This is a genomic window from Psychromonas algarum, assembly GCF_004376845.1.
In the GTDB taxonomy this organism is placed as follows: domain Bacteria; phylum Pseudomonadota; class Gammaproteobacteria; order Enterobacterales; family Psychromonadaceae; genus Psychromonas.
Window position 1 is genome coordinate 139620 of record NZ_SNUW01000010.1, and the last position, 20522, is coordinate 160141.

A 20522-nucleotide genomic window follows, 5' to 3' on the forward strand; every position below is an offset into this window, starting at 1 on the left:
TTTATTATTACCCTACAGCTAATTTCGCAGTTTCATGCCACAAATATGCTGGCATGGGATGTTTTAATTTCCAGGTAATATTCATCGGTTGGCTACCTTCGTATTTTACAAAATCGACAGGGCCAAAGTTAACAAATCCCATGGTTCTACCGTTTTCATCTTTAGCTTGTTCACGTACAAATAAAATGAAGGTTTTGTTATTTTTCTTTTGCTCAATATAATCTAAACCACGCCCTGATGTTGGTTTAGCACTATTTTGTGTTTGCCAATGGAATAGAGTCGGACTTATTGCGTAATCGTGATACATGGTGGTTGCTGTGAACTGCTTTTCGCATTTGTTTAAGGTAACAAAAAGCAATTCAGTATTGGCATTGGCTATATTAAGCACACCTTCACGACTCGAAGATTTTTTATCAAAGGTACTATCACCAAATGCTACAAGAACATGCTCTTTAGGATAACGTACGTGCATACTTAATGGAGTGCTATCTACAAAAATATTATTTTCGGTTGGCATTGGAAATTCATTTACGTCTAAACGGTCAATTAATAAAGCAATAACTTCTGCTAACTCTGCTTGTAGTTCTGGATGTTTTAGCGCGGCTAAACTCTGTTCGATATTATCAAAACCAAGTTTATTACCTGCATTATCCCAAAAATCGTAATGGCACATTAATGAAAGTAACTTTGCATCTTTATTGGCGTTTGCTACTGCACTTAATGAAAAGTCTGCTTTTACTAATTTCTGTAAAAAACGCAAATGTGAAATAGAAGTACAGTTTAATAAACGGTTATTAATGGCGCGATAATAAGCGGCATAAACTTCTTTTTCTTGTTCTGTTATTTCTTTGCCTTTTGCCTTGTTCACCAAAGTAAACCAACCACCAAACCTATTTACTCTCACTTTATACAAATCTTCAAGGGTATATTGCTCATGAATATGCAAGAAATTAGTTAGCGTTAACGGTAATGTTGTTATGTGTGGGAAGTTGTTAATTAAGCTAATAAAGCGATTTCTATTTAATGTCGCTCGCCTAATATTGCTTAAAATCATCGCTTGTGTTTTTTCTTGTAACTCAATACGACAACCCAAAGGTAAATGAGGGAAACCTTGCTTGATCTCTTTATCAATAGATTGGTTAGTTTTACCTGTTAGTGCTCTGAACTTATTTGAAAAGTCGTATTCTGGATGCGAATTGCCAACAAAATCTAAAATGGTACAACATTCTTTGTTATCGGTTAAACGTAAACCGCGCCCAAGTTGTTGTAAAAATATGGTTAAACTTTCAGTTGGTCGTAAAAATAATAAAGTATCTAGATCTGGAATATCGACACCTTCGTTAAAAATATCAACAACAAACAAAATGTTAATTTCTTTCGATTTTAACGCCTGCTGCATTACCTCACGATCTTTGCTGTTGTCGCTAGTTAATACGCCACAAGCAATACCTTTTAAGGTGAACTTTTTCGCCATAAATGTGGCGTGTTCTTTACTGACACAAAATGCCAAAGCGCGCATTTGTGTTATGTCGGTTACGACTTCATCAAGGCTTTGTAAGATACGCAAAACACGTTGATCGTTATGCGTATATAAATTGGTTAACTCAGCAACATCATAGCGACCTCTAGCCCATGATACGTTGGTTAAGTCGGTATTATCATCAATGGCAAAGTATTGAAATGGTGAAAGGTGGCGTTGGTTAATCGCTTCTGGCAGTCGAATTTCAGCGGCAATAACATGGCAAAAATCACTTAATATATCCGTGCCGTCATGACGCTCTGGCGTTGCCGTTAAACCTAATAATATTTTAGGGGTAAAGTGTTTTAATACTGCACGATAACTGCTGGCAGAAACGTGATGTACTTCATCAATCACAATGTAGTCAAAATAATCTTCACTCAAGTTCAGCGTATCTAATTGATTATTCATTTTTGAATTTAGGCTTTGAATAGAAGCAAACAAGTGTTGATACTTACTTGGTTTATTATTGCCAACCCATAACTCACCAAAACTACTATCTTTTAAAACGCCGCGGTACGCGCCTTGTGCTTGCTTTAGTATTTCTTCACGGTGCGCTATAAATAGAAAATTAGCTTCTGGGTTATCACGATAAAAATTGGCAAAATCAAATGCTGAAATAATGGTTTTACCCGTACCTGTTGCGGCAACCACTAGATTTCGGTAACGATTATGTAGCTCACGCTCAACTTGTAACTTTTCTAATATAGTTTGCTGGTGCGAGTGTGGTTTTATATCAAAGTAGAAGTTAGCTGATCTATTACTAAAATTACCTTTGGCTTCTTGTAGCGCGTTAGTTAACTTTTCTCGACTTTCTATTTCACCATCAAAGTATTCAAAATCTGGTGACTCCCAATAGGTTTCAAAGGTACTTAACGATTTTTCAATGATGTGTGGAATTTCTTTAGAGGTAATTTTCAAGTTCCACTCTAAACCACTGGTTAACGCTGAATGCGATAAATTAGATGAGCCAATATAGCCAGTATGAAAGCCCGTATTGCGCATAAACAAATAAGATTTAGCGTGTAAGCGTTCGCGATTGGTGTTGTAACTGAGTTTTACTTCGGTGTTAGGCAATGATGCTAAAAACTCTACTGCTTTCGCATCCGTTGCACCCATATACGAGGTAGTGATTATTTTTAGTTGTTTGCCACTACGGGTAAAAGATTCTAATTCCTTTTTAAATATACGAATGCCAGCCCACTTAATAAATGACACTAGCCAATAGATTTTGTCAGATGATTGTATTTCTCTTTTAATTTCAGTTTCTAATGAGATGCCGACGTTACTGCCACAAAATAACTCACTTTGCGTAAGTCCTGTTATTGGCATAATCGCATCAACGTATTTGGGTAAATCTGCCGAAATAGGATTAGCTTTATCAAACAGCGCGGTAAGTATTTTGCCTTGGCTATCTAATAGGTTTTCACTAATGAGTTCTTCATCTTTAATGTGAGTACTTAGCCATTTGACGATGGTATTAGCTAAGTTAATTTGATCATGAATTCGAGTATCACCACTTGGCACTGAGTCCATAGCTATTTCAATCAAACGTGTTAAGAACCTTGATAACCATGTTGCCGCTTCGCCAGCTTCTAGCTTTCTTTCTCCAACATAAAAAGCATCGCGATCTAAATTACTTTCAACTAACTGCGTGATTAACTGTTCGTAGATACCCGTTTGATTCATGAGAACCCTCTAAATTATGATGTTAATTTAAAAAGAATATCTGATTAAAGGTAATAGGGGAATTGATAAAAGTAAGTAAGAAAAGTCATATACAAAATATAATTTATCAAGGCCACTTTTAGCTAATTGTCTTGATATAAAAACATCCTTTGTTCATGACGAATGAACAAAACAGTGAAGGATAATACAATGAGCTAACTAGCATTTAACATACTTTAAGAAACGATTGAAACCTTTCAAAAAGAAAAATTATCTAAAAAACGATGGCACAACTTTGTGTCATCACTTCACCACGAACTACCAGAAACATTCCAAAACTAATAAAAACGACAAAGCCCCGAATTATGGGGCTTTGAGTGTTAAAATTAACAACCTAAAACAGGCTGAAATATTACTCTATATTCTGTACCTGCTCTCTCATTTGCTCGATTAAAACTTTACATTCTACTGCTGCAGCGGTGATGTCAGTATTAATTGCTTTTGAACCTAATGTATTTGCTTCACGATTAAATTCTTGCATCATAAAGTCTAAACGACGGCCAATTGCTCCACCTTTTTTTAATACATTACGCGCTTCAGATATATGTGAGTCTAAACGATCTAATTCTTCGGCTACATCTGATTTTTGGGCTAACAGAACTAATTCTTGCTCTACACGTGTGCTATCTAAATCTACTTTTGCATCTTCAAACTTTTTAAGAATACGTGCTTTTTGCCACGCATGAGCAATTGGCATAAATTCACGTACTTTAACTGCTTGTTCAGCAATTCCACCTAAGCGTTGTTCAATAAAGACAGCAAGATTGGCACCTTCTGCAGCACGAGAATCCACAAAATCATTCAATGTATCTTGAAAGCCGATCATTAGTTCTGCGCTAACGGCATCTACATCTTGCTCTGGAGCTTGCATAACCCCTGGCCATTTTAAAATATCAACAGGGTTAACTTGTCCTGTTCCCATTTGCTCTACAACCCATTGTGCGTTTTTCATCAACTGTGTTGCTAACTCTTCATTCATACTTAAAGATGCACTGCTCGTTGAATTTGCATCAAAACGTAAACTGCACTCAACTTTTCCACGTTCTAAACGCTTACGAAATGTTTCTTTTAATTTGCTTTCTAAGCCACGAAATTGTTCAGGCAAACGGAAATATGTTTCAAGATAACGTTGGTTAACAGAGCGGATTTCCCAAACTGCAGTACCCCAATCACCTTTTAATTGTTTGCGCGCAAACGCCGTCATGCTGTAAATCATATTTTCCCCTTTCAAATTGAGCCGAGAGTATAACTGACTAATCCGCAAACATACTACGACACGTGTCAATTTGGGGTTATTTAATGCGACAAAAAGTTATTTTTTACTTAATTTAAGATTTATTAGAGACAGGCAAGACTCATTTTATTCAACAATAGGTAAGTTATCACTAAGGAGAATAAACATCCCTTATCGAACAACTCAAATGACAGTTAATTACATTAAAGATGAGTTAAATAAAAATAGCCGAGTATTATGCTCAGCCATCAATAATTTTATAAAAGCACTTTAACGATTAATTAGTCGATTATAATCAAATAATCCATATTCAATGGGATCTTGCTGCAAATACAATTTATGTAATTGATCACTCACTGACCAGAAATTAGGATTACTACGACGCACTCCATAACGGGTGATTAACTCTTGGAATTTTTGGGCATCATTTGCTTGCACAAATAGATTTACAAAATCACGTTTATCTCGTTCAGCAACTTTAAAAATTAACCCGGGGTAAGTCCCTAAAAATCCTTTAAATACTTCTGCGCTATCTTGCAGTGGTAAACGATTTGCTTTTTCATTTAATAAACTAGCTACATTCTTATGTGCATTATGTCGAAGCAAACTATAAACACGATCACCAGCAACCTCATCTTCGATAATAATAAACGAGACAGGCGGTAATGCTAATACAACTTGATTATCAAGATCACCCAGACGTTTAAGGGGTAAATCTTGCTCTGGAACTCGATATTCTGCATTTTTTTTCTGCAGCATTGATGAACTATAAGTATGCTGTTTAAAACGAGTTAACAACTCTTCTTTTGTAAACTGGGTTGTGAACACCATTCCCGATGGGCGAGAATGCATTAAGTTTTTATCGTTTAAATATTCTGTTAACTCTTTTGTTGCCCCCAAATACCAACTTGATAATGTCGGTTGCCTATCTTCATTTGGTAGGAATGAAACAAAATTAGCCTCAGATTCGATACGTAAAAAATCCATGTACAATCGAGTAGTTAATTGATGCCCTACGTTGCCATAAACATCAAATCCAGCCACTAATAAGTAATGAATTCGCTCTAAAATAGGATAATCAATTACCCATGCTGTTTTAGGTTGCTCACCTAAAGCGCCTTTTACTACCGTTGCACTATCAACATGCCTAAATACGGTTAATGCTGCATTTTCATTACCAGACCAAATATTGCCTAATGTGAGGCCTTTATCATGATCCATATACTGATCAATAAAGTCACTTCTGGCTTTAATATAACGTCCGTGTCCTTTTGAATAAGATAACCATTCTGCCACTGACAAAGTATCGCTACTCGACTCTGCAGGTAACCTTAAGTTCTCAGCTTGCTCATAAATAAATTGATCAAGCGGGGAGATTTTTTTCATATCTGGTGGAACAAAAAACACCCAAAATTTATCATTAATTACATTTACAGCAACTTGCCCACGACAAACAGGTCCTTTAATAAAACCACTGATCGTGAAATAAGCTTCTTGAAGTAAAAATTGATAACGCGATACTGCAGGAATATCTTTAAAAACAAGAAACGGGTTAAACTCTTCGTAATCAGGTAAGGTATTGACGGTAAAATTTGTATTATAAAATAGGTGATCCCATTGCTCCTCACGTTGTTTATTCAATACATAAGGTAAGTTTGTTTTGGCTAACGTCGTGGCGCGGTCTAACACTAAACGATAATAAACACGTTTCACTTTAGGATCATCATAAGGACGACGAGTTGCAATAATTTCTACCGGTTTGCCCGGAGGTGTTGTCGAACGCACCAAATGGAAAAAACGAGGTGGCTGCTCAGTGCTAATTGGCACATCGTCAAAATAAACATGTCCTAAAAATAGATGCTCATAAAGATAACGGGCAATTAACTGCTCTTTTAATGAGTCACCATTTATTTTCTTTTCCCACTTTTCAATTAATTTTAAATGCTGATCAGATAATGCAACAGGCTCTGACATCGGGGCACCTCGACCAATCCACATTTCTAATGCTTTAAATTCATCACGGCTTAAATTGGGCAAGCCATAAGGCATGCCTGCTAATGGGAATTCTTCTTTATAATCAGAAAGTTCATTGATGTCAGGACATTGATCTTGTCGACTAAGCGTATAATTAAACTCTTCAGGTAACACTCCCTGAGGTTGTGGAAACCGTTCTTTTTGTAAGAGTAATTGATACATGACACTGCCTTCTAAATTAGCAAGCAGGGTTTGATCTCGTTCATTTAATACTGAAGTAAATTCTTTTTGACGCCACTCTTCTGTGGTTTGAGCATCGATAAATAAACGTGAAAGGTCAGCACCTAATATACGGCTGCCATCATAGACAGCATGTTTACTTGCCCCCCTATCAATACCTTCAGGAGAAGATAGCTTTAACTGACAAGGGGCATCATAACAGCCATGACAAACTACACAGCGCTTTTCAAGAAGAGGTTTAATTTGATCTCGATATTCTGTTGCTAATGGATCTTCAACAGGCAACTGGCGTTCCCGTACTTTTTCATCACCATAGTCTTCATTAAGTTGTTCCGATGAATCAGAACAAGCAGCAATCAATACGCTGCACAGTAACATAATTAATACTTTAAAATTCATGAATCCGTTCTCTAAAATTGCTAGAATATGTGACCAAATTGTTGCTTTTAATTTTAACAAGTATTTAACTCACTATACAACTAAGTGTATTAAGATAAATAGATCAAATAAAACAGGGTATATCCATGAAATTTAGTCCATGCACGAGCCAATGTACAAGTGAAGGAATTCATTGTGAAGGCTGTGGTCGAAGTCACCTTGAAATTCAAGAAACACAAGCAATAACAAAGCTGTTAGTCGCTCATTTAGTTAAATATGATTATGACGATCCTGAAAAATTTCTAGAAAATATTAACAACAAAGCAATTAAACGCTCGAAAAAAATCAAAGAAGAAAATAATGGCTAAAAAACATAAAGAAGGTGTGTCACAAGAAACACAAGATGAAGCACTAGCCATGGCCAAAAAAGTACAAAAACCAGGGCAAACTAAAGAACAAACAAAATTAATTGCTTTAGGTATTCAAAAAGGCATTGCCGAATATAAAAAACAAGCCAAAAGCAAACAACGCGAAGCAGATAAAGCGAAAAAGAAAAAAGCGCCCGTTGTAGATACAAACTCATCTGTAAATATAAGTAACACTAAATCAACAGTATCATTTCTGCCTTGGGGTTTATTAATCTTAAGCTGGGCTGGGTTTATTAGTTACCATTTTTTAAATCGATAAATGAAGTGAAGGAATGATCATGGTTAAAGTAATTGTAAACGGCGCAAAAGGTCGTATGGGTAGTGAAGCCGTAAAAGCTGTTAATAATGATAGTGAATTAGAGCTAGTTGCTGCCTGTGATTTTGGTGATGATTTAGCGGCATTAATTAAACAAACTGGCGCACAAGTTGTTGTTGATTTAACTGCAGCATCAGCTGGATTTGATAATACACAAACCATATTAAATGCAGGAGCTTGTCCTGTTATTGGTACAAGTGGTTTTCTTGAACAACAAGTACAAGAACTACAAGCTTTAGCAAAAGATAAGCAACTAGGTGGATTAATTGCACCTAACTTTTCACTCGGTGCTGTGTTAATGATGAAGTTTGCTGCACAAGCAGCTAAATATTTACCAGATGTTGAAGTGATTGAAGCACATAGCCCACAAAAAGAAGAAAGCCCTTCAGGTACAGGCATTCGAACTGCTGAATTAATTGCTGCAGCACGTACTAAAGCTGCAACCCCTTGTAGTGATAAAGAGTTAATTGAAGGTGCTCGAGGTGCAGAACTAAACTCGGTGAAATTGCATTCAATCCGTTTACCTGGCGTTGTTGCACAACAAACTGTCTTTTTTGGTGGTTTAAGTGAAACATTAAAAATTGAACATAATTCTCAACATCGTGAATCATTTATGCCAGGCATTTGTTTAGCCTGTAAAGAAGTGATTAGTCGTAATGAGTTAGTTTACGGGTTAGAGTATTTAATGGATTAAACATCGACTTATCTCTCATACAACGCCAACATTTTTGTTGGCGTTTTTGTTTATACTCTTTTATTTTTACCATAAAAAAAATACAGTAACGCGATAGGAATACACAACCAATAGAGAATATGAAGCTGCGATAAAGGCTGTGCTAAGCCAGCGAAGAAAAATGCAATAATAGAAAAAAAGATAATCAACATAAATTGAGAATAATAACTTTTACAAAGAATATAACGTGTCGCTTGATCTTGACGAGCAATATCATAAAACCGTTTATTAAACGCAAGCCGGAAAAAATTACTTAAAAATGCAATTAGCAATAATCCACTATATAAAATAAGATCATTTATATTTTGATTGATGGCTTGGCTTAATTCACCACGAAAAAACCATGAAAAAGCATAACCAACGACTGCAATCTGATAAATTATTTGGTTATTAATACGATCAATATATTTTTTTATAAAAAAGAAAATCAACGCTAAGAACACACTTAATAAGATAATAATTAAACCTAATTGCATAATATTTTCTTGGGTTAATAGATAAATAGTCAGCACCCAAAAATAACTTTCTAAAAAAAGAAATAGACCATCAACAATGAAAATCAGCTTTGATTTATGATTATCTTTAAACTGTAAAATTTGTAACAGATTAAATGCAGGCACTTGCGTTGATAGATAAGTGAGCTTTTGAGGGAGATGAGTATTTAAGTTTTTCTGAATAGAGATAAAACCAAACAAAGAAAATAAACATGAAAGTATTAATAAAGCACTAAAATACTCCATACCCAATAAATAACTTCCGACTAATACCCCCACTTTTAATGCAACCACCACTAGTATTTGAAAATTACCAAAGGTATTACCTGTATTATTATTTTCGGTGATTTCTTGAAATAATAAACGTTGTGTTGACCAATAAAAACAACCAGCAGCACCATTAATAAGCGCCCCTACAGTCACCAAAATGATTTGTTGATCCCAGACTAATAAGGTTACTAATAGGCTTTGAAAAATAAACGATAAACTTATTATTTTTGCCCAATATTGTGCTGCTCGTAGTCGATCCCAATAATATAAAGCAATTAAAAAACCAACCGATGTAAACGCAATAAAATAAGATATTTCACTCAATGTTAACCCTTTATCCCATAAAATAATTGGAATAAATAAAGGTAATAAACCTAATAAAAAGGAGTGAAATCCTGTAAATAGATAAAAAGTACGTGTTAATACAGGCATTTAAAAAGTATCAGATTGTTTAATATCCAAAGCATCTAACAACGCTAATGTAGAGCTTAAGTCTTCCGCTTGACCATAACGTGGATACGCATGCATTTTTAAATAAGGACGAGAATTTACCTCTAAAAAAATACACTTTTGAGCGCGATAATCAAACTCAATGCCTTTTTCTAAAATAACATCTATGCCTAATATATTCGCGTCAAATAAATTTAAAACTTGCTTAAATAATGCTTGATTAACTTCAGGTAATAGTTGTTTATTAATCACTTCCACAACCCCACCGGGTGCTAAAGATATACGATAAAATAAAGTCACTCGCTGCCCAGACTCAAGTACAGACTCAAAGTTAAAACCTTGTTTTTTTAAGAATGCTCGAGTTTGTGCTGTTTCTTTTAATGGAGAAATAACAGGATATAACTGCATGACTTCACGGATCGTATTTTCTTTTTTCATTAACTCTCGGATAGTCGACTTTCCATCACCTTTAACCGAAGGTGCATAACGCTGTAGCACCGATATAATTTCTCCATTAGCAACAACAACTCGATAATTTTTGCCTTCAAGATATTGTTCAACCACTGTAAAAGGCCACCAGCATTTAGCTAAAAATATAGCTTTCCATAATTCTTTATAATTTCTTATCGGAAAATGGCTACCACGAGAAAACCCACTGACATTAGGTTTAATAACTAAAGGGAAACCATATTTTTTGGCAAAAGAAATGGCAGTAAAGGGATTAAAGAAAATAAGTCCTTTTGCATAAGGGATATGACCTTGTTGAAATTTATCCCTTGCTTGTTGCTTACTACGACAACCCCTACGGACTTCCAAGCTATTGTAATTACTACAACCGCCCATGAATGTTTTACTGATCCACGCATAGATTATTTTTTTTATATTCATTAAGAGAACTCTTTATTGATGAGAGATTTTAATACTCGAGCAGATTTTAATTTCTGAAAGAAAATAGATTTAACAACTTGTGATCCAGGAATATCTTTTGTAACTAATGCTAATTGCTTCATGCTTGAAAAAACAAAACTCAATTTTGCTTTTAAAGTGACATCTTTTACTAATAATATTAATGGCATAGGCACATAAACATTAACCTCAACAATAGAAAACTGCCCCGCTAACAAAGCCTCTAAAGAATCTGCTCTTGCGCAATAACGAGCAATCTTAAAGTGACCAATACAAGTAAACAGAGAGATGACTTTTTGAATTTGTTGTTCACTTAGCTGTGTCATACATGATTTATAAAAAGTGTCTTGGTTGTAAATCCCATTAACTGGCATGGCATCATGGCTACGGTTACAGGTTTCTGTTACGGAAATAATCGCGGCAGATTGATCTGTTTTAGCCCCCGGAATATAAAATATTTCAAACTCTCGTTTACCTTTAGCCGCAGACTGCATTAAATAGCGAGGACCTTTTTTTCCTCTATTTAAACGATGTTGTTGTAACTGTTTAAAATTATCAATACGACAAACTCCTTGTGAATTCTGTCCCCATTCTGGTTTAAGAAATACAGGATACTCTTCATCCAAAGGTGTATGACCTCGGTCAACAACTTGCGTTAAACGCCATTTTTTAGGTATCAATAAATCCATATCTAACTTAGAAAAGATCTGACGATACTGGTTAAAATAATTTGCATTTAACTGAAAGTATTTCCATGGCGCAACCAAAAAACGACAGCACCAAAAGATATAAGAAAGCACTAATAATATACGTATCAACAATGTAATCCCTTATTAGTTTCGGTGATTCTTATAATCACGATAATTTGTAATAAAGAGTATAAATCCCAGTATCACAATAGAAGTTGCCGCATAAAACAAACTACCGCCATCACTCTGACCTTGATGAATAACTTCGACACCTAGTGGTGTAAATAAGTGGAAAAATACAGCACCCGCCATAACAGAAGAAGCCATTAGTCCACCAGCTGCATGCACTGCATTTCGAGAAGGCACACTATGCAATAAGTTAACTTTAGCTAAGATCCAAAAAATAATAGGGGATAATAAAATAAGTGAAGTAAGTAATTCGACACTACCTACAGCATAAGAACCATAATTAGCAAACCATTGTCCTATCTCATCATTAAAAACAGTCTGTATCCATAAACCTATGGAGCCGAAAATATATTGAGTATCTGGGTGTAAAGTAAACTTATAAGGCAGTGAAAATAAAAAAACCTTAGCAATCCACAGCACCACTACCCAACTAAAAATAGATAAAATTTTCATTACAGCTCCTTATCAATTTTTGCCCAATTAAGATCTGCTTGCTTAATAAAATTATCTTTATCAGCTATCCAGGTATCCAATACTTCCTGATCATAATTTAAATATAATTTGTTTTTGTACACCGTCCAATAAGGTGCTTTACCCGGTGCAATTTGATCTTCAGCCATCGCCCATGCACAGTATCCGCCATATTGAGGTGCATACTTTTCTGGATTATTTTTAAATAATGTTAGATGTTCCTGACTAGAAAAATACCAATCCGCACCTTGGTATTCAAATTGATATTGACTACTTCCCTTCACTGATTTTTGCTCAGTAAAATAGGAAACTACGTCGTAACCAGAAACCGCTTTATTACTAAAATATCCCGTATAAATAGCGTCTTCTGCATGAACATGCTGAAGAAAAGAAAAAATGATTAAGACTGTTGCTTGTAATATTGTGATCCGTTTTTTCATCTTTAGTCCCTCTTTTTTAATATATCTAATTAAGAAGACCCTGACGGCATTAATTTTATTGCCACAATTTTAAAAAATTATTAATAAAGTTATTTGCGAGGGTAATTGAAAGGAAAATAAGTAGGTGGAGAATGACACTCCACCAAGAGGTTTAATATTTATAAGTTAAGCCAGTTGAGACAATAAAACCGTAATTATCGTAGAAGCTGATATCTGATTTTTCTTGATTATAACCAGCCATCATGGTCCAACTCCAATGTTGCCAATCAAATGGGCGCTTATAACTATAGATAGAGAATATTCCGGCACGAACAAGATCTTGTTTCTCATTAAAAATAGGATTTATTTGTTGATAATTGCGAATTCCTGCATTAATAGTTGTGACTAATAAGTGTCTATCCCTAAATAATAAAAAAGATAATTGCCCTGTATATTGCTCATAACTATTAGCATTACCATCGGCATTTCTATGTGTATATTGGACCGTTGGCTTTAAGAAAAGTCCTCTCGCAACAGGAAACATAGTTTCTACTTCTACTCGTTGATATAAACTATCGCGTTGTAATGCAGCAATATCATCAGGATTATTTAATTCATTCTGACCACTAAGCTCTTCTTTAACACTACTACTTGCGACGGCATATTTTAATGTAAAAGGACTACCAAAGATTTGCTCAACAGCAATTCGCCCACCAGCAGTATATTCTTTGGTTTCTTCTCGCTTACTCCCTACTAGGAAAGGATCAGCCCAAGTTTCATTTAATAACGATAATCTAGGAAAAACGGCAAAGGTTAATTGACTACCATCATTGAGTTGTTGAATAACTCCCAACTCGTATTGAAGTTGTGCTGTTGCAACTTGATCGCGGCTATTACCAAGATAAAACTGGGTCTCAAGGCTATCTAATGTGTATTGTATTCTTCCTAGTGGATAACCCATAACAGAGGTTCGATATTGCCCACTATTATCTAAATCGTTAGTGACTTCATTTTCACTATTTGTTTTAAGCTGAGATTGCCCTCCCGTCAGACCAACATTTAAATTTAAAGTAAATTGCCAGCCAGCCTCTTCACTTAATGGACGAGCCAAACTCGCATAACTAACAAAAACACCAGAAATTAAACAGATTAGTCCTTTTAACATTCTCAATCCTTTTTGAATATTTATTAAATATACCGTTTGTAGAATTTATTTAACCAGTGGGGCTAACATTTTTTCTAAACCATTTAATTTAACTTCATACATTAATGCTAATTGTTCACCTAACTTTCCTTCAGGAAAACCTTTACCATGAAACCAAACTAAATAAGGCTCAGGTAGGTGAATTAGTTTTCGGCCTGCATATTTACCAAATGGCATAACTTGATTAATCGCGTCACTTAATGCTTTAGGGTTATCTAACATTTTTTTCCTTTTAACAGATGAACATCATCAACTTACCAATATAACTTGCTGAGGGATAACATATTAAATTGTATTGCCTTTAACATTAATTTTTGTATCTATTCTATTTTTCAGTTTGTTCGATAATAAAGTACAGGTCAAGCAACACCCATTAAGCGTAAGCTATAGATAATAAAAGACTGTTATTTAATTAATCACTTTTTAATTATTTGTAATAACTGTTAGCCTACCTATCGTAATTAATTAAACATTAAAGGTTGATAGTATTTATGGTTTACCAAGCAGCTGTTTTTGATATGGACGGTTTATTACTCGATACTGAACGAGTTTGTATGCAAGCGTTTGAAGAAGCTTGTGAAAAATTATCTCTTCCTTTTGTTAAAAGCGCTTATGTAAAAATCATAGGCTGCAATGCAAAAGGCATTGAAACCGCAATCATGGATCATTATGCGCAATATATTGATTACAAAACGCTACGTTCAACATGGATGGAAGGTTATTGGCCAATTGTAAAACATCAAGCCATTCCAATAAAAGCAGGTGTAATTGATTTATTAGAATGGCTTAAATCACAGGGAATTCCAATTGCTGTGGCTACCTCAACGCAACGTGAATTAGCAGAAACAAAACTTAAACTAGCCGGCTTAGACCATTATTTTGAACATCTTAGTACAGGGTGCGAAGTAACCTTTGGTAAACCACACCCTGAAATATTTTTATTAGCTGCGAAACGTTTAAATATACACCCTCAACAATGTTTAGCTTTTGAAGACTCAAATAATGGTGTTCGATCAGCTGTTTCAGCCAATATGCAAGTTTATCAAGTACCTGACTTAGTTACACCAAGCTCCAATATTATTGCACTAGGCCATCAAATTAAGCCTTCATTAGAAATAGTATTAAAAGAGCTTCAATCTATTTAACCTCTATTCTGAAAATAAAATAGTATTAAACATTAATTATTTACATCGTGCTGTGATGCTCATTTTTACCTATGCAGTATTTTTTACTCAATAGGCTTTTGATTTACAAATATAAGCTGTCCTGTTTTAAAACCATATTCTGCAGCGGTACTAATAAAATCTTGCTTCACTTCATTACTAATTTCAGGAGTGCGCGATAGCAACCATAAATATTCATGGTTATAGCTACTCACAAAAGCATATTGATAATTCACTTCATCCATTTTAAAAATAATATATGAACCATAAAATGGTCCAAAAAATGAGACCTTTAAATGCCCTGTTGTTTTCTCATTTACAAAGTAAGCTTTACCAACCGCTTCTTTCCAAGTTTTATTTTTAACCGAATAACCTTTATTCAACACTTTAATGCCACCATCATCACGCATCGAATAAGTAGCTGAAACTTGCTCTAATCCTCGTTCAAAAGAATGGTCTAATCGAGCAATTTCATACCAAGTCCCCAAATAACGATCAGCGTCAAATTGTTCAACAGCTTTCATTCCTTTAGGTAAACCAGTACAGCCTGTTTGTAATGCCACTAGCAAAAACAACAATAATATTTTCATCTCTTATTTCACCTAATAAATGTTAACAACATTAATAATACTTACGTAACTAAACAGAAAAAGATCACTCTAAGATCAATAGACTAAATATTATTTGCACCTAAAAATAATGATATATCAAAGTAAGTAATAATATAGCAACTAAAACACATACAACAAGATAACAATTGATTAACAATTTTCTGCTCGTATAATGCCGATCTTAATTTACTGCACTGGATTTACGTTCCAGATAGCAATACAAGGAAAGAAAGTATGTCAAAGATAGTTGTTTGTGCATTATATCGATTTGTTTCTTTAACTAATTATGAAGAAATTCAAATTCCTTTATTTAATTTAATGAATGCAAATCAAGTAAAAGGGACTTTATTATTAGCAAGTGAAGGTATTAATGGCACTATCGCAGGTGATCAACAAGGTATTGATAATGTACTTAATTGGTTAAGATTTGATCCCCGTTTAGCTGATTTAACCGCAAAATTTTCATTTGATACAGAAAACCCTTTTTACCGTACAAAAGTGAAATTGAAAAAAGAGATTGTCACCATGGGTGTGGAAGGGATTGATCCCAACCGTACAGTGGGAACTTACGTTAAAGCACAAGATTGGAATACATTGATCAGCGATCCTGAAGTCTTATTAGTTGATACTCGTAACGATTATGAAATTAGTATTGGTACATTTAAAAACGCAGTTGATCCTAAAACAACCAATTTCCGCGAATTCCCACAATACGTTAAAGAAAACCTTGATCCGAACAAGCATAAAAAAGTAGCTATGTTTTGTACTGGTGGCATTCGTTGTGAAAAATCAACTGCTTACTTAAAAGAACAAGGCTTCGATGAAGTTTACCACCTTGAAGGCGGTGTGCTTAAATACCTTGAAGAAGTGCCTGAAGAAGAAAGTCTGTGGAAAGGTGAATGTTTTGTTTTTGATAACCGCGTTTCAGTTAATCATCAACTTGAAAAAGGTAACTATGATCAATGCCATGGTTGTCGCTTGCCAATAACAGAAGAAGATAAGAAGTCTGAAAAATATATACAAGGAGTAAGTTGTCATCATTGCCATGATAATTTAACAGATGAACAGAAACAGCGTTTTTTAGAACGAGAAAAACAGATCCGTTTAGCTAGTGAACGAGGGCATGAACATATCGGCAGTGATGCTTTAGCTCAATTAGAGACTAATCGTAATAAGAAAAAAGCCACTAAAGCTGCACAACGTAGTCAATAAAGGGCTTAAAATTAAGTAGAAGAAATTGAATATATAATAAGAATATTCTGTTCTTCTGCTTAAAGACCTTCTGTTATATTTATCAAAACTTAAAATCTAATCAGAAAAGAGAGTGATTACAGGTAAAAATAATTAATGATTAAAAAGACATCATTAAAAAAATAAGCGATAATCCGCGCTTACAAAAAAACGACTGCTTAAAAAATAATCGATTAAGTGGCTTGATATATAAAAATACAAGTTTCTGGAAATTAAATTATGTCTCAAATTGGTACACTTTATATTGTATCGGCTCCTAGCGGAGCTGGAAAATCTAGCCTAATTCAAGCGTTATTAGCAGAAGAACATGACATGCCCGCTCAAGTGTCTATTTCACATACAACACGATCACCACGCGAAGGTGAGGTGCACACTCAGCATTACCACTTTGTAACAGAAGATGAATTTAAACAATTAATTTCAGAGAATGCATTTTTTGAATGGGCTGAAGTGTTTGGTAATTATTACGGAACATCGCGATTAACAATTGAAGAATCATTATCTCAAGGTATTGATGTTATTCTAGATATTGACTGGCAAGGCGCACGTCAAGTACGTAAAGTAATGCCAGAGGCTAAAGGTATTTTTATTCTACCTCCGAGCCGTGCAGAACTAGAAGCTCGCTTAAATAAACGTGGACAAGATAGTGCTGAGGTTATTGCTAAACGCATGCAAGAAGCACAATCTGAGATGTCGCATTATAATGAATATGATTATTTAATCGTTAATGATGACTTTGATACAGCAACACAAGAGTTTTCAGCAATTGTTCGAGCATTGCGTAATAAACAAGATAAACAAGCAATTAAACACAGTAAAACCATTAAAGAGTTATTATACCCTTAATCTCTGTATTAAGATGCTGGATCAATTCGCGTTTAGCACATATAATAACCGCCCTTTTTTATGTAATTAACTTTTGGAGTTCAACAATGGCACGAGTAACCGTTGAAGATGCAGTAAATGTAGTAGGCAACCGTTTTGATTTAATCTTAATGGCCTCTCGCCGAGCTCGTCAGCTTGCTACTGGAGGAAAAACACCTCTAGTTGAACCAGAGAATGACAAACCAACCGTTATTGCTTTACGTGAGATTGAAGAAAACTTGATCACTAATGAATTAATGGATGTTCAAGATCGTCAAGAACGACACGAAAAGCAAGCTGCTGAATTAGCAGCAGTTGCAGCAATTGCTGAAGGTCGCGGCTAAACACCGACTAACTTTAGAAATTTGAAGAAACGCTGAACATGAAAATGCTCGGCGTTTTTTTATAGGTATTCAAAATAATCAGGAGGAAGTTTTGATCACTTTACTATATCCCGCATTAGCTATTTTAATTGGTTTTGCATTACTTATTTGGAGTGCGGATAAATTTGTATTAGGGGCATCCAATACTGCACGCAGTTTCTCTATCTCACCATTAGTTGTAGGCGTTGTAATTGTTGGTTTAGGTACTTCAGCACCAGAAATGTTAGTGTCAGCCATGGCTGCTGCTGATGGAAATACGGGGCTTTCTATCGGTAATGCTATTGGTTCGAATATTACAAATATTGGATTAATGCTAGGTGTTACGGCTCTATTTTATCCTTTACATATCCATTCAAAATTACTTAAACGAGAAATGCCTGTACTCTTAGCTATTATTGGCATTAGCTACTTTATTCTATGGGATCAACAGCTTAGCTTTTTAGATGGTTTGTTATTACTCTCAATGATGTTTGCTATGTTAGCTTATACAATATGGGAAGCTAAAAGCCACGGAGAAGATCATTTACCACAAGAAATTCTAGATGAATTACCTGAAGAAATTGGCAAAGGTGCTGCATTAAAATGGTTACTTGTAGGTATTGTTGTCTTGATCGCTTCATCACGTATATTAGTATGGGGAGCGGTAGAAGTTGCTGAATATTTCCAAGTAAGTGATTTGATTATTGGTTTAACCATTGTTGCCATTGGGACTAGTTTGCCAGAATTAGCAGCAACCATTGCTGCAGCTCGTAAAAAAGAATTTGATTTAGCAGTGGGCAATATTATTGGCTCAAATATCTTCAATATTCTAGGTGTAATGGCGCTACCAGGGCTTATTCATGCAGACACCTTTGATATTGCTGTGTTAACACGAGATTATCCAGTAATGATCGCTTTAACAATTGCATTAATGATTTTTTCTATTGCATGGCGAAAAGGTAAAATAGCAGTGTTAGGCCGTGCTGAAGGAGCTTTATTGGTAGTTGGTTATATTGCTTATATGTTCTGGTTATTTAAGGATATGACTGCAACAACAGCTTAAATGGCCCTGTAAAAAATTAAGAGGTGTTTTAGTTTTAACACCTCTTAATTTCTATTTTTAAAAATGATTAAAATACATCCTCTTTTACCAACAAACCTTCTCAATATCCGGATATATAAATTGGTAACCTAGTTGTTTTTTTATTTTCTCATTACATATTATTTTCGTTGCACTGTTTTCTATTACTAAACAATTAGGTTCAGGGTAACCTAAGGATTTAGCCATAGCAGAATAATAATCTTTTTTAGTTGGATGGTTATCAGCACAGCCATTAAAAATTTCTCTCCAAGCTTCTTGTTTAAGTATTGTTTTAATTAACTTAATACAATCAGCTTGATGAATAAGATTTACTCTCGCATTGGCATCTTTTACATCTTTTCCTGTTATAAAAAAGCGTCCAGGATGACGTTTGGGGCCAATCAATCCAGCAAAGCGAATAACGGTACAATCAAAGTGAGTATTTTCTGTAAATAACTTTTCAATCAAACGTAAATTTGTTTCAATTTTTAAGATATCACTTTCTTTAGATAGGCTGTGATCTCGTGGATAAACAGATGTAGAACTAATAAATAAAACATATTTAACAGCGCTCTTTTCAATCTCTATTAGGAGTTTTTGGTAGGCGGATATATCTTTACAAGTAATATTAATAATCAAAGTTTCTACTTGTAAAAAAGTCTGAATATTTTTGCCTAATGCTTCAATATCAATGACATAAGCAGTTATATTATTATCACTTAATTGCTCGACTTTAAGTTGTGAACGTGTTGATAAATAAATACTTTCAACCTCACTCTGTAAACTCATTGCTAAAGGCTTTCCTAACCAACCACTACCTAAAATGCCTATCTTATTATTTTTATACATGTTCTTGAGTTACCTATTTACCTAAAAAGATTAAAGTCAGAAAGACGTCTTCATCTCTTCACTACGTTGTTTTGTTTTCATAAGAATCATTCGCTTACGTAAATCAGAAGCATTAGACCATTCAGTAATTTCAGATAAACTACGAAAGCATCCAACACAAATATTTTTCTTATTAAGACAGCAATTACAAATGCATGGTGATGCTGGAGTACTCATATTAATCTTCCTTAATTAATAATTTAAAGGGCTTATCATCTCTTTTATGCCGCGCTAGGATCGGTTACACTTTCTAATTATTAACAATTCGATAACAAAGAGAAATAAATGAAAATCATCCGCTGGCTTTTAGGTCGTTTAATTTTAATCCTGAATTTTATTTTTGCACCGAAAAAACTTAAACGAGATGCAGATTTACAACAAAAAATAGACCAAGAAACACAAAACTTACAATTGTTCCAATATCAGGCCTGTCCTTTTTGCGTTAAAGTTCGTCGAGCTATACGCCGTCAGTCACTGCATATTAAACTGGTTGATGCAAAACAAGAAAATAACAGAAAGCAACTTTCAGAATTAGGTGGACAAGTAAAAGTACCTTGCTTACGTATAGAAGAAAATAATGAAGTAACCTGGATGTATGAATCTTCAGATATTATTAAATATTTAGAAAACAAATTTTCTTAAAAATTTCCCCCACCATAT

22 protein-coding genes are annotated in these 20522 nt (G+C 34.6%); 9 read left to right on the forward strand and 13 right to left on the reverse strand.

The genetic code is table 11. The features are described from left to right. Positions 1-7 precede the first annotated feature (7 nt). The 3 genes from E2R68_RS10855 to E2R68_RS10865 all read right to left on the reverse strand — a co-directional run bounded on the left by E2R68_RS10855 (position 8) and on the right by E2R68_RS10865 (position 7094). Positions 8-3208, reverse strand: a complete 3201-nt coding sequence (locus E2R68_RS10855; RefSeq protein WP_134277707.1) for a DUF3427 domain-containing protein — start codon at positions 3206-3208, stop codon at positions 8-10. A gap of 391 nt (positions 3209-3599) precedes the next feature. Then, positions 3600-4463, reverse strand: a complete 864-nt coding sequence (locus E2R68_RS10860) for a YicC/YloC family endoribonuclease (RefSeq protein ID WP_134277708.1) — start codon at positions 4461-4463, stop codon at positions 3600-3602. Between the two features lie 288 nt (positions 4464-4751). Further along, positions 4752-7094, reverse strand: a complete 2343-nt coding sequence (locus E2R68_RS10865) for a fatty acid cis/trans isomerase (RefSeq protein WP_134277709.1) — start codon at positions 7092-7094, stop codon at positions 4752-4754. A 125-nt stretch (positions 7095-7219) separates the two neighbouring features. On the opposite strand from E2R68_RS10865, the gene E2R68_RS10870 reads away from it, so the two are divergent. The 3 genes from E2R68_RS10870 to dapB are packed head-to-tail and all read left to right on the forward strand — an operon-like array spanning position 7220 to position 8511. Further along, positions 7220-7441, forward strand: coding sequence for a DUF1289 domain-containing protein (locus E2R68_RS10870; RefSeq protein WP_134277710.1), 222 nt, complete (start codon positions 7220-7222; stop codon positions 7439-7441). Further along, positions 7434-7760: a DUF2956 domain-containing protein gene (locus E2R68_RS10875; protein WP_134277711.1), complete on the forward strand. Its 327-nt coding sequence runs from the start codon at positions 7434-7436 to the stop codon at positions 7758-7760. The genes E2R68_RS10870 and E2R68_RS10875 overlap by 8 nt, the downstream gene beginning before the upstream one ends. Before the next feature lie 19 nt (positions 7761-7779). Then, entirely contained in the window at positions 7780-8511 is a 732-nt protein-coding gene (gene dapB / locus E2R68_RS10880; RefSeq protein WP_134277712.1) for a 4-hydroxy-tetrahydrodipicolinate reductase, read from the forward strand. 50 nt (positions 8512-8561) lie between these two features. Here dapB and E2R68_RS10885 read toward each other — a convergent pair whose 3' ends face one another. The 7 genes from E2R68_RS10885 to E2R68_RS10915 form a co-directional block, all read right to left on the reverse strand. After that, entirely contained in the window at positions 8562-9746 is a 1185-nt protein-coding gene (locus E2R68_RS10885; protein WP_134277713.1) for an MFS transporter, read from the reverse strand. Then, positions 9747-10652 (reverse strand): cyanophycin synthetase, encoded by a 906-nt coding sequence (locus E2R68_RS10890; protein WP_134277714.1) that lies wholly within the window; start codon positions 10650-10652, stop codon positions 9747-9749. After that, positions 10652-11491: a hypothetical protein gene (locus E2R68_RS10895; RefSeq protein WP_134277715.1), complete on the reverse strand. Its 840-nt coding sequence runs from the start codon at positions 11489-11491 to the stop codon at positions 10652-10654. Before E2R68_RS10895 ends, E2R68_RS10890 begins: the two co-directional genes overlap by 1 nt. A 12-nt stretch (positions 11492-11503) precedes the next feature. After that, on the reverse strand, positions 11504-12001 hold the full coding sequence (locus E2R68_RS10900; RefSeq protein ID WP_134277716.1) for a hypothetical protein: 498 nt from the start codon (positions 11999-12001) through the stop codon (positions 11504-11506). Beyond that, on the reverse strand, positions 12001-12459 hold the full coding sequence (locus tag E2R68_RS10905) for a YHS domain-containing (seleno)protein (RefSeq protein WP_134277717.1): 459 nt from the start codon (positions 12457-12459) through the stop codon (positions 12001-12003). The genes E2R68_RS10900 and E2R68_RS10905 overlap by 1 nt, the downstream gene beginning before the upstream one ends. A 151-nt stretch (positions 12460-12610) precedes the next feature. Beyond that, positions 12611-13603 carry a DUF2860 domain-containing protein gene (locus tag E2R68_RS10910; RefSeq protein ID WP_134277718.1) on the reverse strand — a complete coding sequence of 331 codons (993 nt, stop codon included), beginning with the start codon at positions 13601-13603 and terminating at the stop codon, positions 12611-12613. Between the two features lie 45 nt (positions 13604-13648). After that, a complete protein-coding gene (locus tag E2R68_RS10915; protein WP_134277719.1) occupies positions 13649-13864 on the reverse strand; it encodes a DUF3820 family protein in 216 nt (71 codons plus the stop codon). A 269-nt stretch (positions 13865-14133) separates the two neighbouring features. Here E2R68_RS10915 and E2R68_RS10920 point away from each other — a divergent pair, with 269 nt between their 5' ends. Beyond that, a complete protein-coding gene (locus E2R68_RS10920; protein ID WP_134277720.1) occupies positions 14134-14787 on the forward strand; it encodes an HAD family hydrolase in 654 nt (217 codons plus the stop codon). A gap of 83 nt (positions 14788-14870) precedes the next feature. On the opposite strand, the gene E2R68_RS10925 is transcribed toward E2R68_RS10920, so the two are convergent. Then, positions 14871-15395 carry a lipocalin family protein gene (locus tag E2R68_RS10925; RefSeq protein WP_134277721.1) on the reverse strand — a complete coding sequence of 175 codons (525 nt, stop codon included), beginning with the start codon at positions 15393-15395 and terminating at the stop codon, positions 14871-14873. A 255-nt stretch (positions 15396-15650) separates the two neighbouring features. Between E2R68_RS10925 and trhO the strand changes: the two genes are divergently transcribed. The 4 genes from trhO to E2R68_RS10945 all read left to right on the forward strand — a co-directional run bounded on the left by trhO (position 15651) and on the right by E2R68_RS10945 (position 18956). Next, a complete protein-coding gene (gene trhO / locus E2R68_RS10930; RefSeq protein WP_134277722.1) occupies positions 15651-16628 on the forward strand; it encodes an oxygen-dependent tRNA uridine(34) hydroxylase TrhO in 978 nt (325 codons plus the stop codon). Between the two features lie 258 nt (positions 16629-16886). Continuing rightward, positions 16887-17513 (forward strand): guanylate kinase, encoded by a 627-nt coding sequence (gmk, locus tag E2R68_RS10935; RefSeq protein ID WP_134277723.1) that lies wholly within the window; start codon positions 16887-16889, stop codon positions 17511-17513. Positions 17514-17599: 86 nt separating this feature from the next. Beyond that, positions 17600-17875, forward strand: coding sequence for a DNA-directed RNA polymerase subunit omega (rpoZ, locus tag E2R68_RS10940; RefSeq protein ID WP_134277724.1), 276 nt, complete (start codon positions 17600-17602; stop codon positions 17873-17875). 91 nt (positions 17876-17966) lie between these two features. Next, a complete protein-coding gene (locus E2R68_RS10945) occupies positions 17967-18956 on the forward strand; it encodes a calcium/sodium antiporter (RefSeq protein WP_134277725.1) in 990 nt (329 codons plus the stop codon). Positions 18957-19040: 84 nt separating this feature from the next. Here E2R68_RS10945 and E2R68_RS10950 read toward each other — a convergent pair whose 3' ends face one another. Next, complete coding sequence (locus E2R68_RS10950; RefSeq protein ID WP_134277726.1) at positions 19041-19823, reverse strand: Rossmann-fold NAD(P)-binding domain-containing protein; 783 nt, start codon at positions 19821-19823, stop codon at positions 19041-19043. Between the two features lie 36 nt (positions 19824-19859). Beyond that, positions 19860-20039: a DUF1289 domain-containing protein gene (locus E2R68_RS10955; RefSeq protein WP_134277727.1), complete on the reverse strand. Its 180-nt coding sequence runs from the start codon at positions 20037-20039 to the stop codon at positions 19860-19862. Positions 20040-20147: 108 nt separating this feature from the next. Between E2R68_RS10955 and E2R68_RS10960 the strand changes: the two genes are divergently transcribed. After that, the gene (locus tag E2R68_RS10960; RefSeq protein ID WP_134277728.1) at positions 20148-20504 is read left to right on the forward strand and encodes a glutathione S-transferase N-terminal domain-containing protein; all 357 of its coding nucleotides are present in this window, start codon (positions 20148-20150) and stop codon (positions 20502-20504) included. The last annotated feature ends 18 nt before the right edge of the window (positions 20505-20522 follow it).

Excerpts from the sequence above, each read along its gene's own strand:
- E2R68_RS10855 (WP_134277707.1), bottom strand. The coding sequence starts at position 3,208 with ATGAATCAAACGGGTATCTACGAACAGTTAATCACGCAGTTAGTTGAA.
- E2R68_RS10860 (WP_134277708.1), bottom strand. The coding sequence starts at position 4,463 with ATGATTTACAGCATGACGGCGTTTGCGCGCAAACAATTAAAAGGTGAT.
- E2R68_RS10865 (WP_134277709.1), bottom strand. The coding sequence starts at position 7,094 with ATGAATTTTAAAGTATTAATTATGTTACTGTGCAGCGTATTGATTGCT.
- E2R68_RS10870 (WP_134277710.1), top strand. The coding sequence starts at position 7,220 with ATGAAATTTAGTCCATGCACGAGCCAATGTACAAGTGAAGGAATTCAT.
- E2R68_RS10875 (WP_134277711.1), top strand. The coding sequence starts at position 7,434 with ATGGCTAAAAAACATAAAGAAGGTGTGTCACAAGAAACACAAGATGAA.
- dapB (WP_134277712.1), top strand. The coding sequence starts at position 7,780 with ATGGTTAAAGTAATTGTAAACGGCGCAAAAGGTCGTATGGGTAGTGAA.
- E2R68_RS10885 (WP_134277713.1), bottom strand. The coding sequence starts at position 9,746 with ATGCCTGTATTAACACGTACTTTTTATCTATTTACAGGATTTCACTCC.
- E2R68_RS10890 (WP_134277714.1), bottom strand. The coding sequence starts at position 10,652 with ATGAATATAAAAAAAATAATCTATGCGTGGATCAGTAAAACATTCATG.
- E2R68_RS10900 (WP_134277716.1), bottom strand. The coding sequence starts at position 12,001 with ATGAAAATTTTATCTATTTTTAGTTGGGTAGTGGTGCTGTGGATTGCT.
- E2R68_RS10905 (WP_134277717.1), bottom strand. The coding sequence starts at position 12,459 with ATGAAAAAACGGATCACAATATTACAAGCAACAGTCTTAATCATTTTT.
- E2R68_RS10910 (WP_134277718.1), bottom strand. The coding sequence starts at position 13,603 with ATGTTAAAAGGACTAATCTGTTTAATTTCTGGTGTTTTTGTTAGTTAT.
- E2R68_RS10915 (WP_134277719.1), bottom strand. The coding sequence starts at position 13,864 with ATGTTAGATAACCCTAAAGCATTAAGTGACGCGATTAATCAAGTTATG.
- E2R68_RS10920 (WP_134277720.1), top strand. The coding sequence starts at position 14,134 with ATGGTTTACCAAGCAGCTGTTTTTGATATGGACGGTTTATTACTCGAT.
- E2R68_RS10925 (WP_134277721.1), bottom strand. The coding sequence starts at position 15,395 with ATGAAAATATTATTGTTGTTTTTGCTAGTGGCATTACAAACAGGCTGT.
- trhO (WP_134277722.1), top strand. The coding sequence starts at position 15,651 with ATGTCAAAGATAGTTGTTTGTGCATTATATCGATTTGTTTCTTTAACT.
- gmk (WP_134277723.1), top strand. The coding sequence starts at position 16,887 with ATGTCTCAAATTGGTACACTTTATATTGTATCGGCTCCTAGCGGAGCT.
- rpoZ (WP_134277724.1), top strand. The coding sequence starts at position 17,600 with ATGGCACGAGTAACCGTTGAAGATGCAGTAAATGTAGTAGGCAACCGT.
- E2R68_RS10950 (WP_134277726.1), bottom strand. The coding sequence starts at position 19,823 with ATGTATAAAAATAATAAGATAGGCATTTTAGGTAGTGGTTGGTTAGGA.
- E2R68_RS10955 (WP_134277727.1), bottom strand. The coding sequence starts at position 20,039 with ATGAGTACTCCAGCATCACCATGCATTTGTAATTGCTGTCTTAATAAG.
- E2R68_RS10960 (WP_134277728.1), top strand. The coding sequence starts at position 20,148 with ATGAAAATCATCCGCTGGCTTTTAGGTCGTTTAATTTTAATCCTGAAT.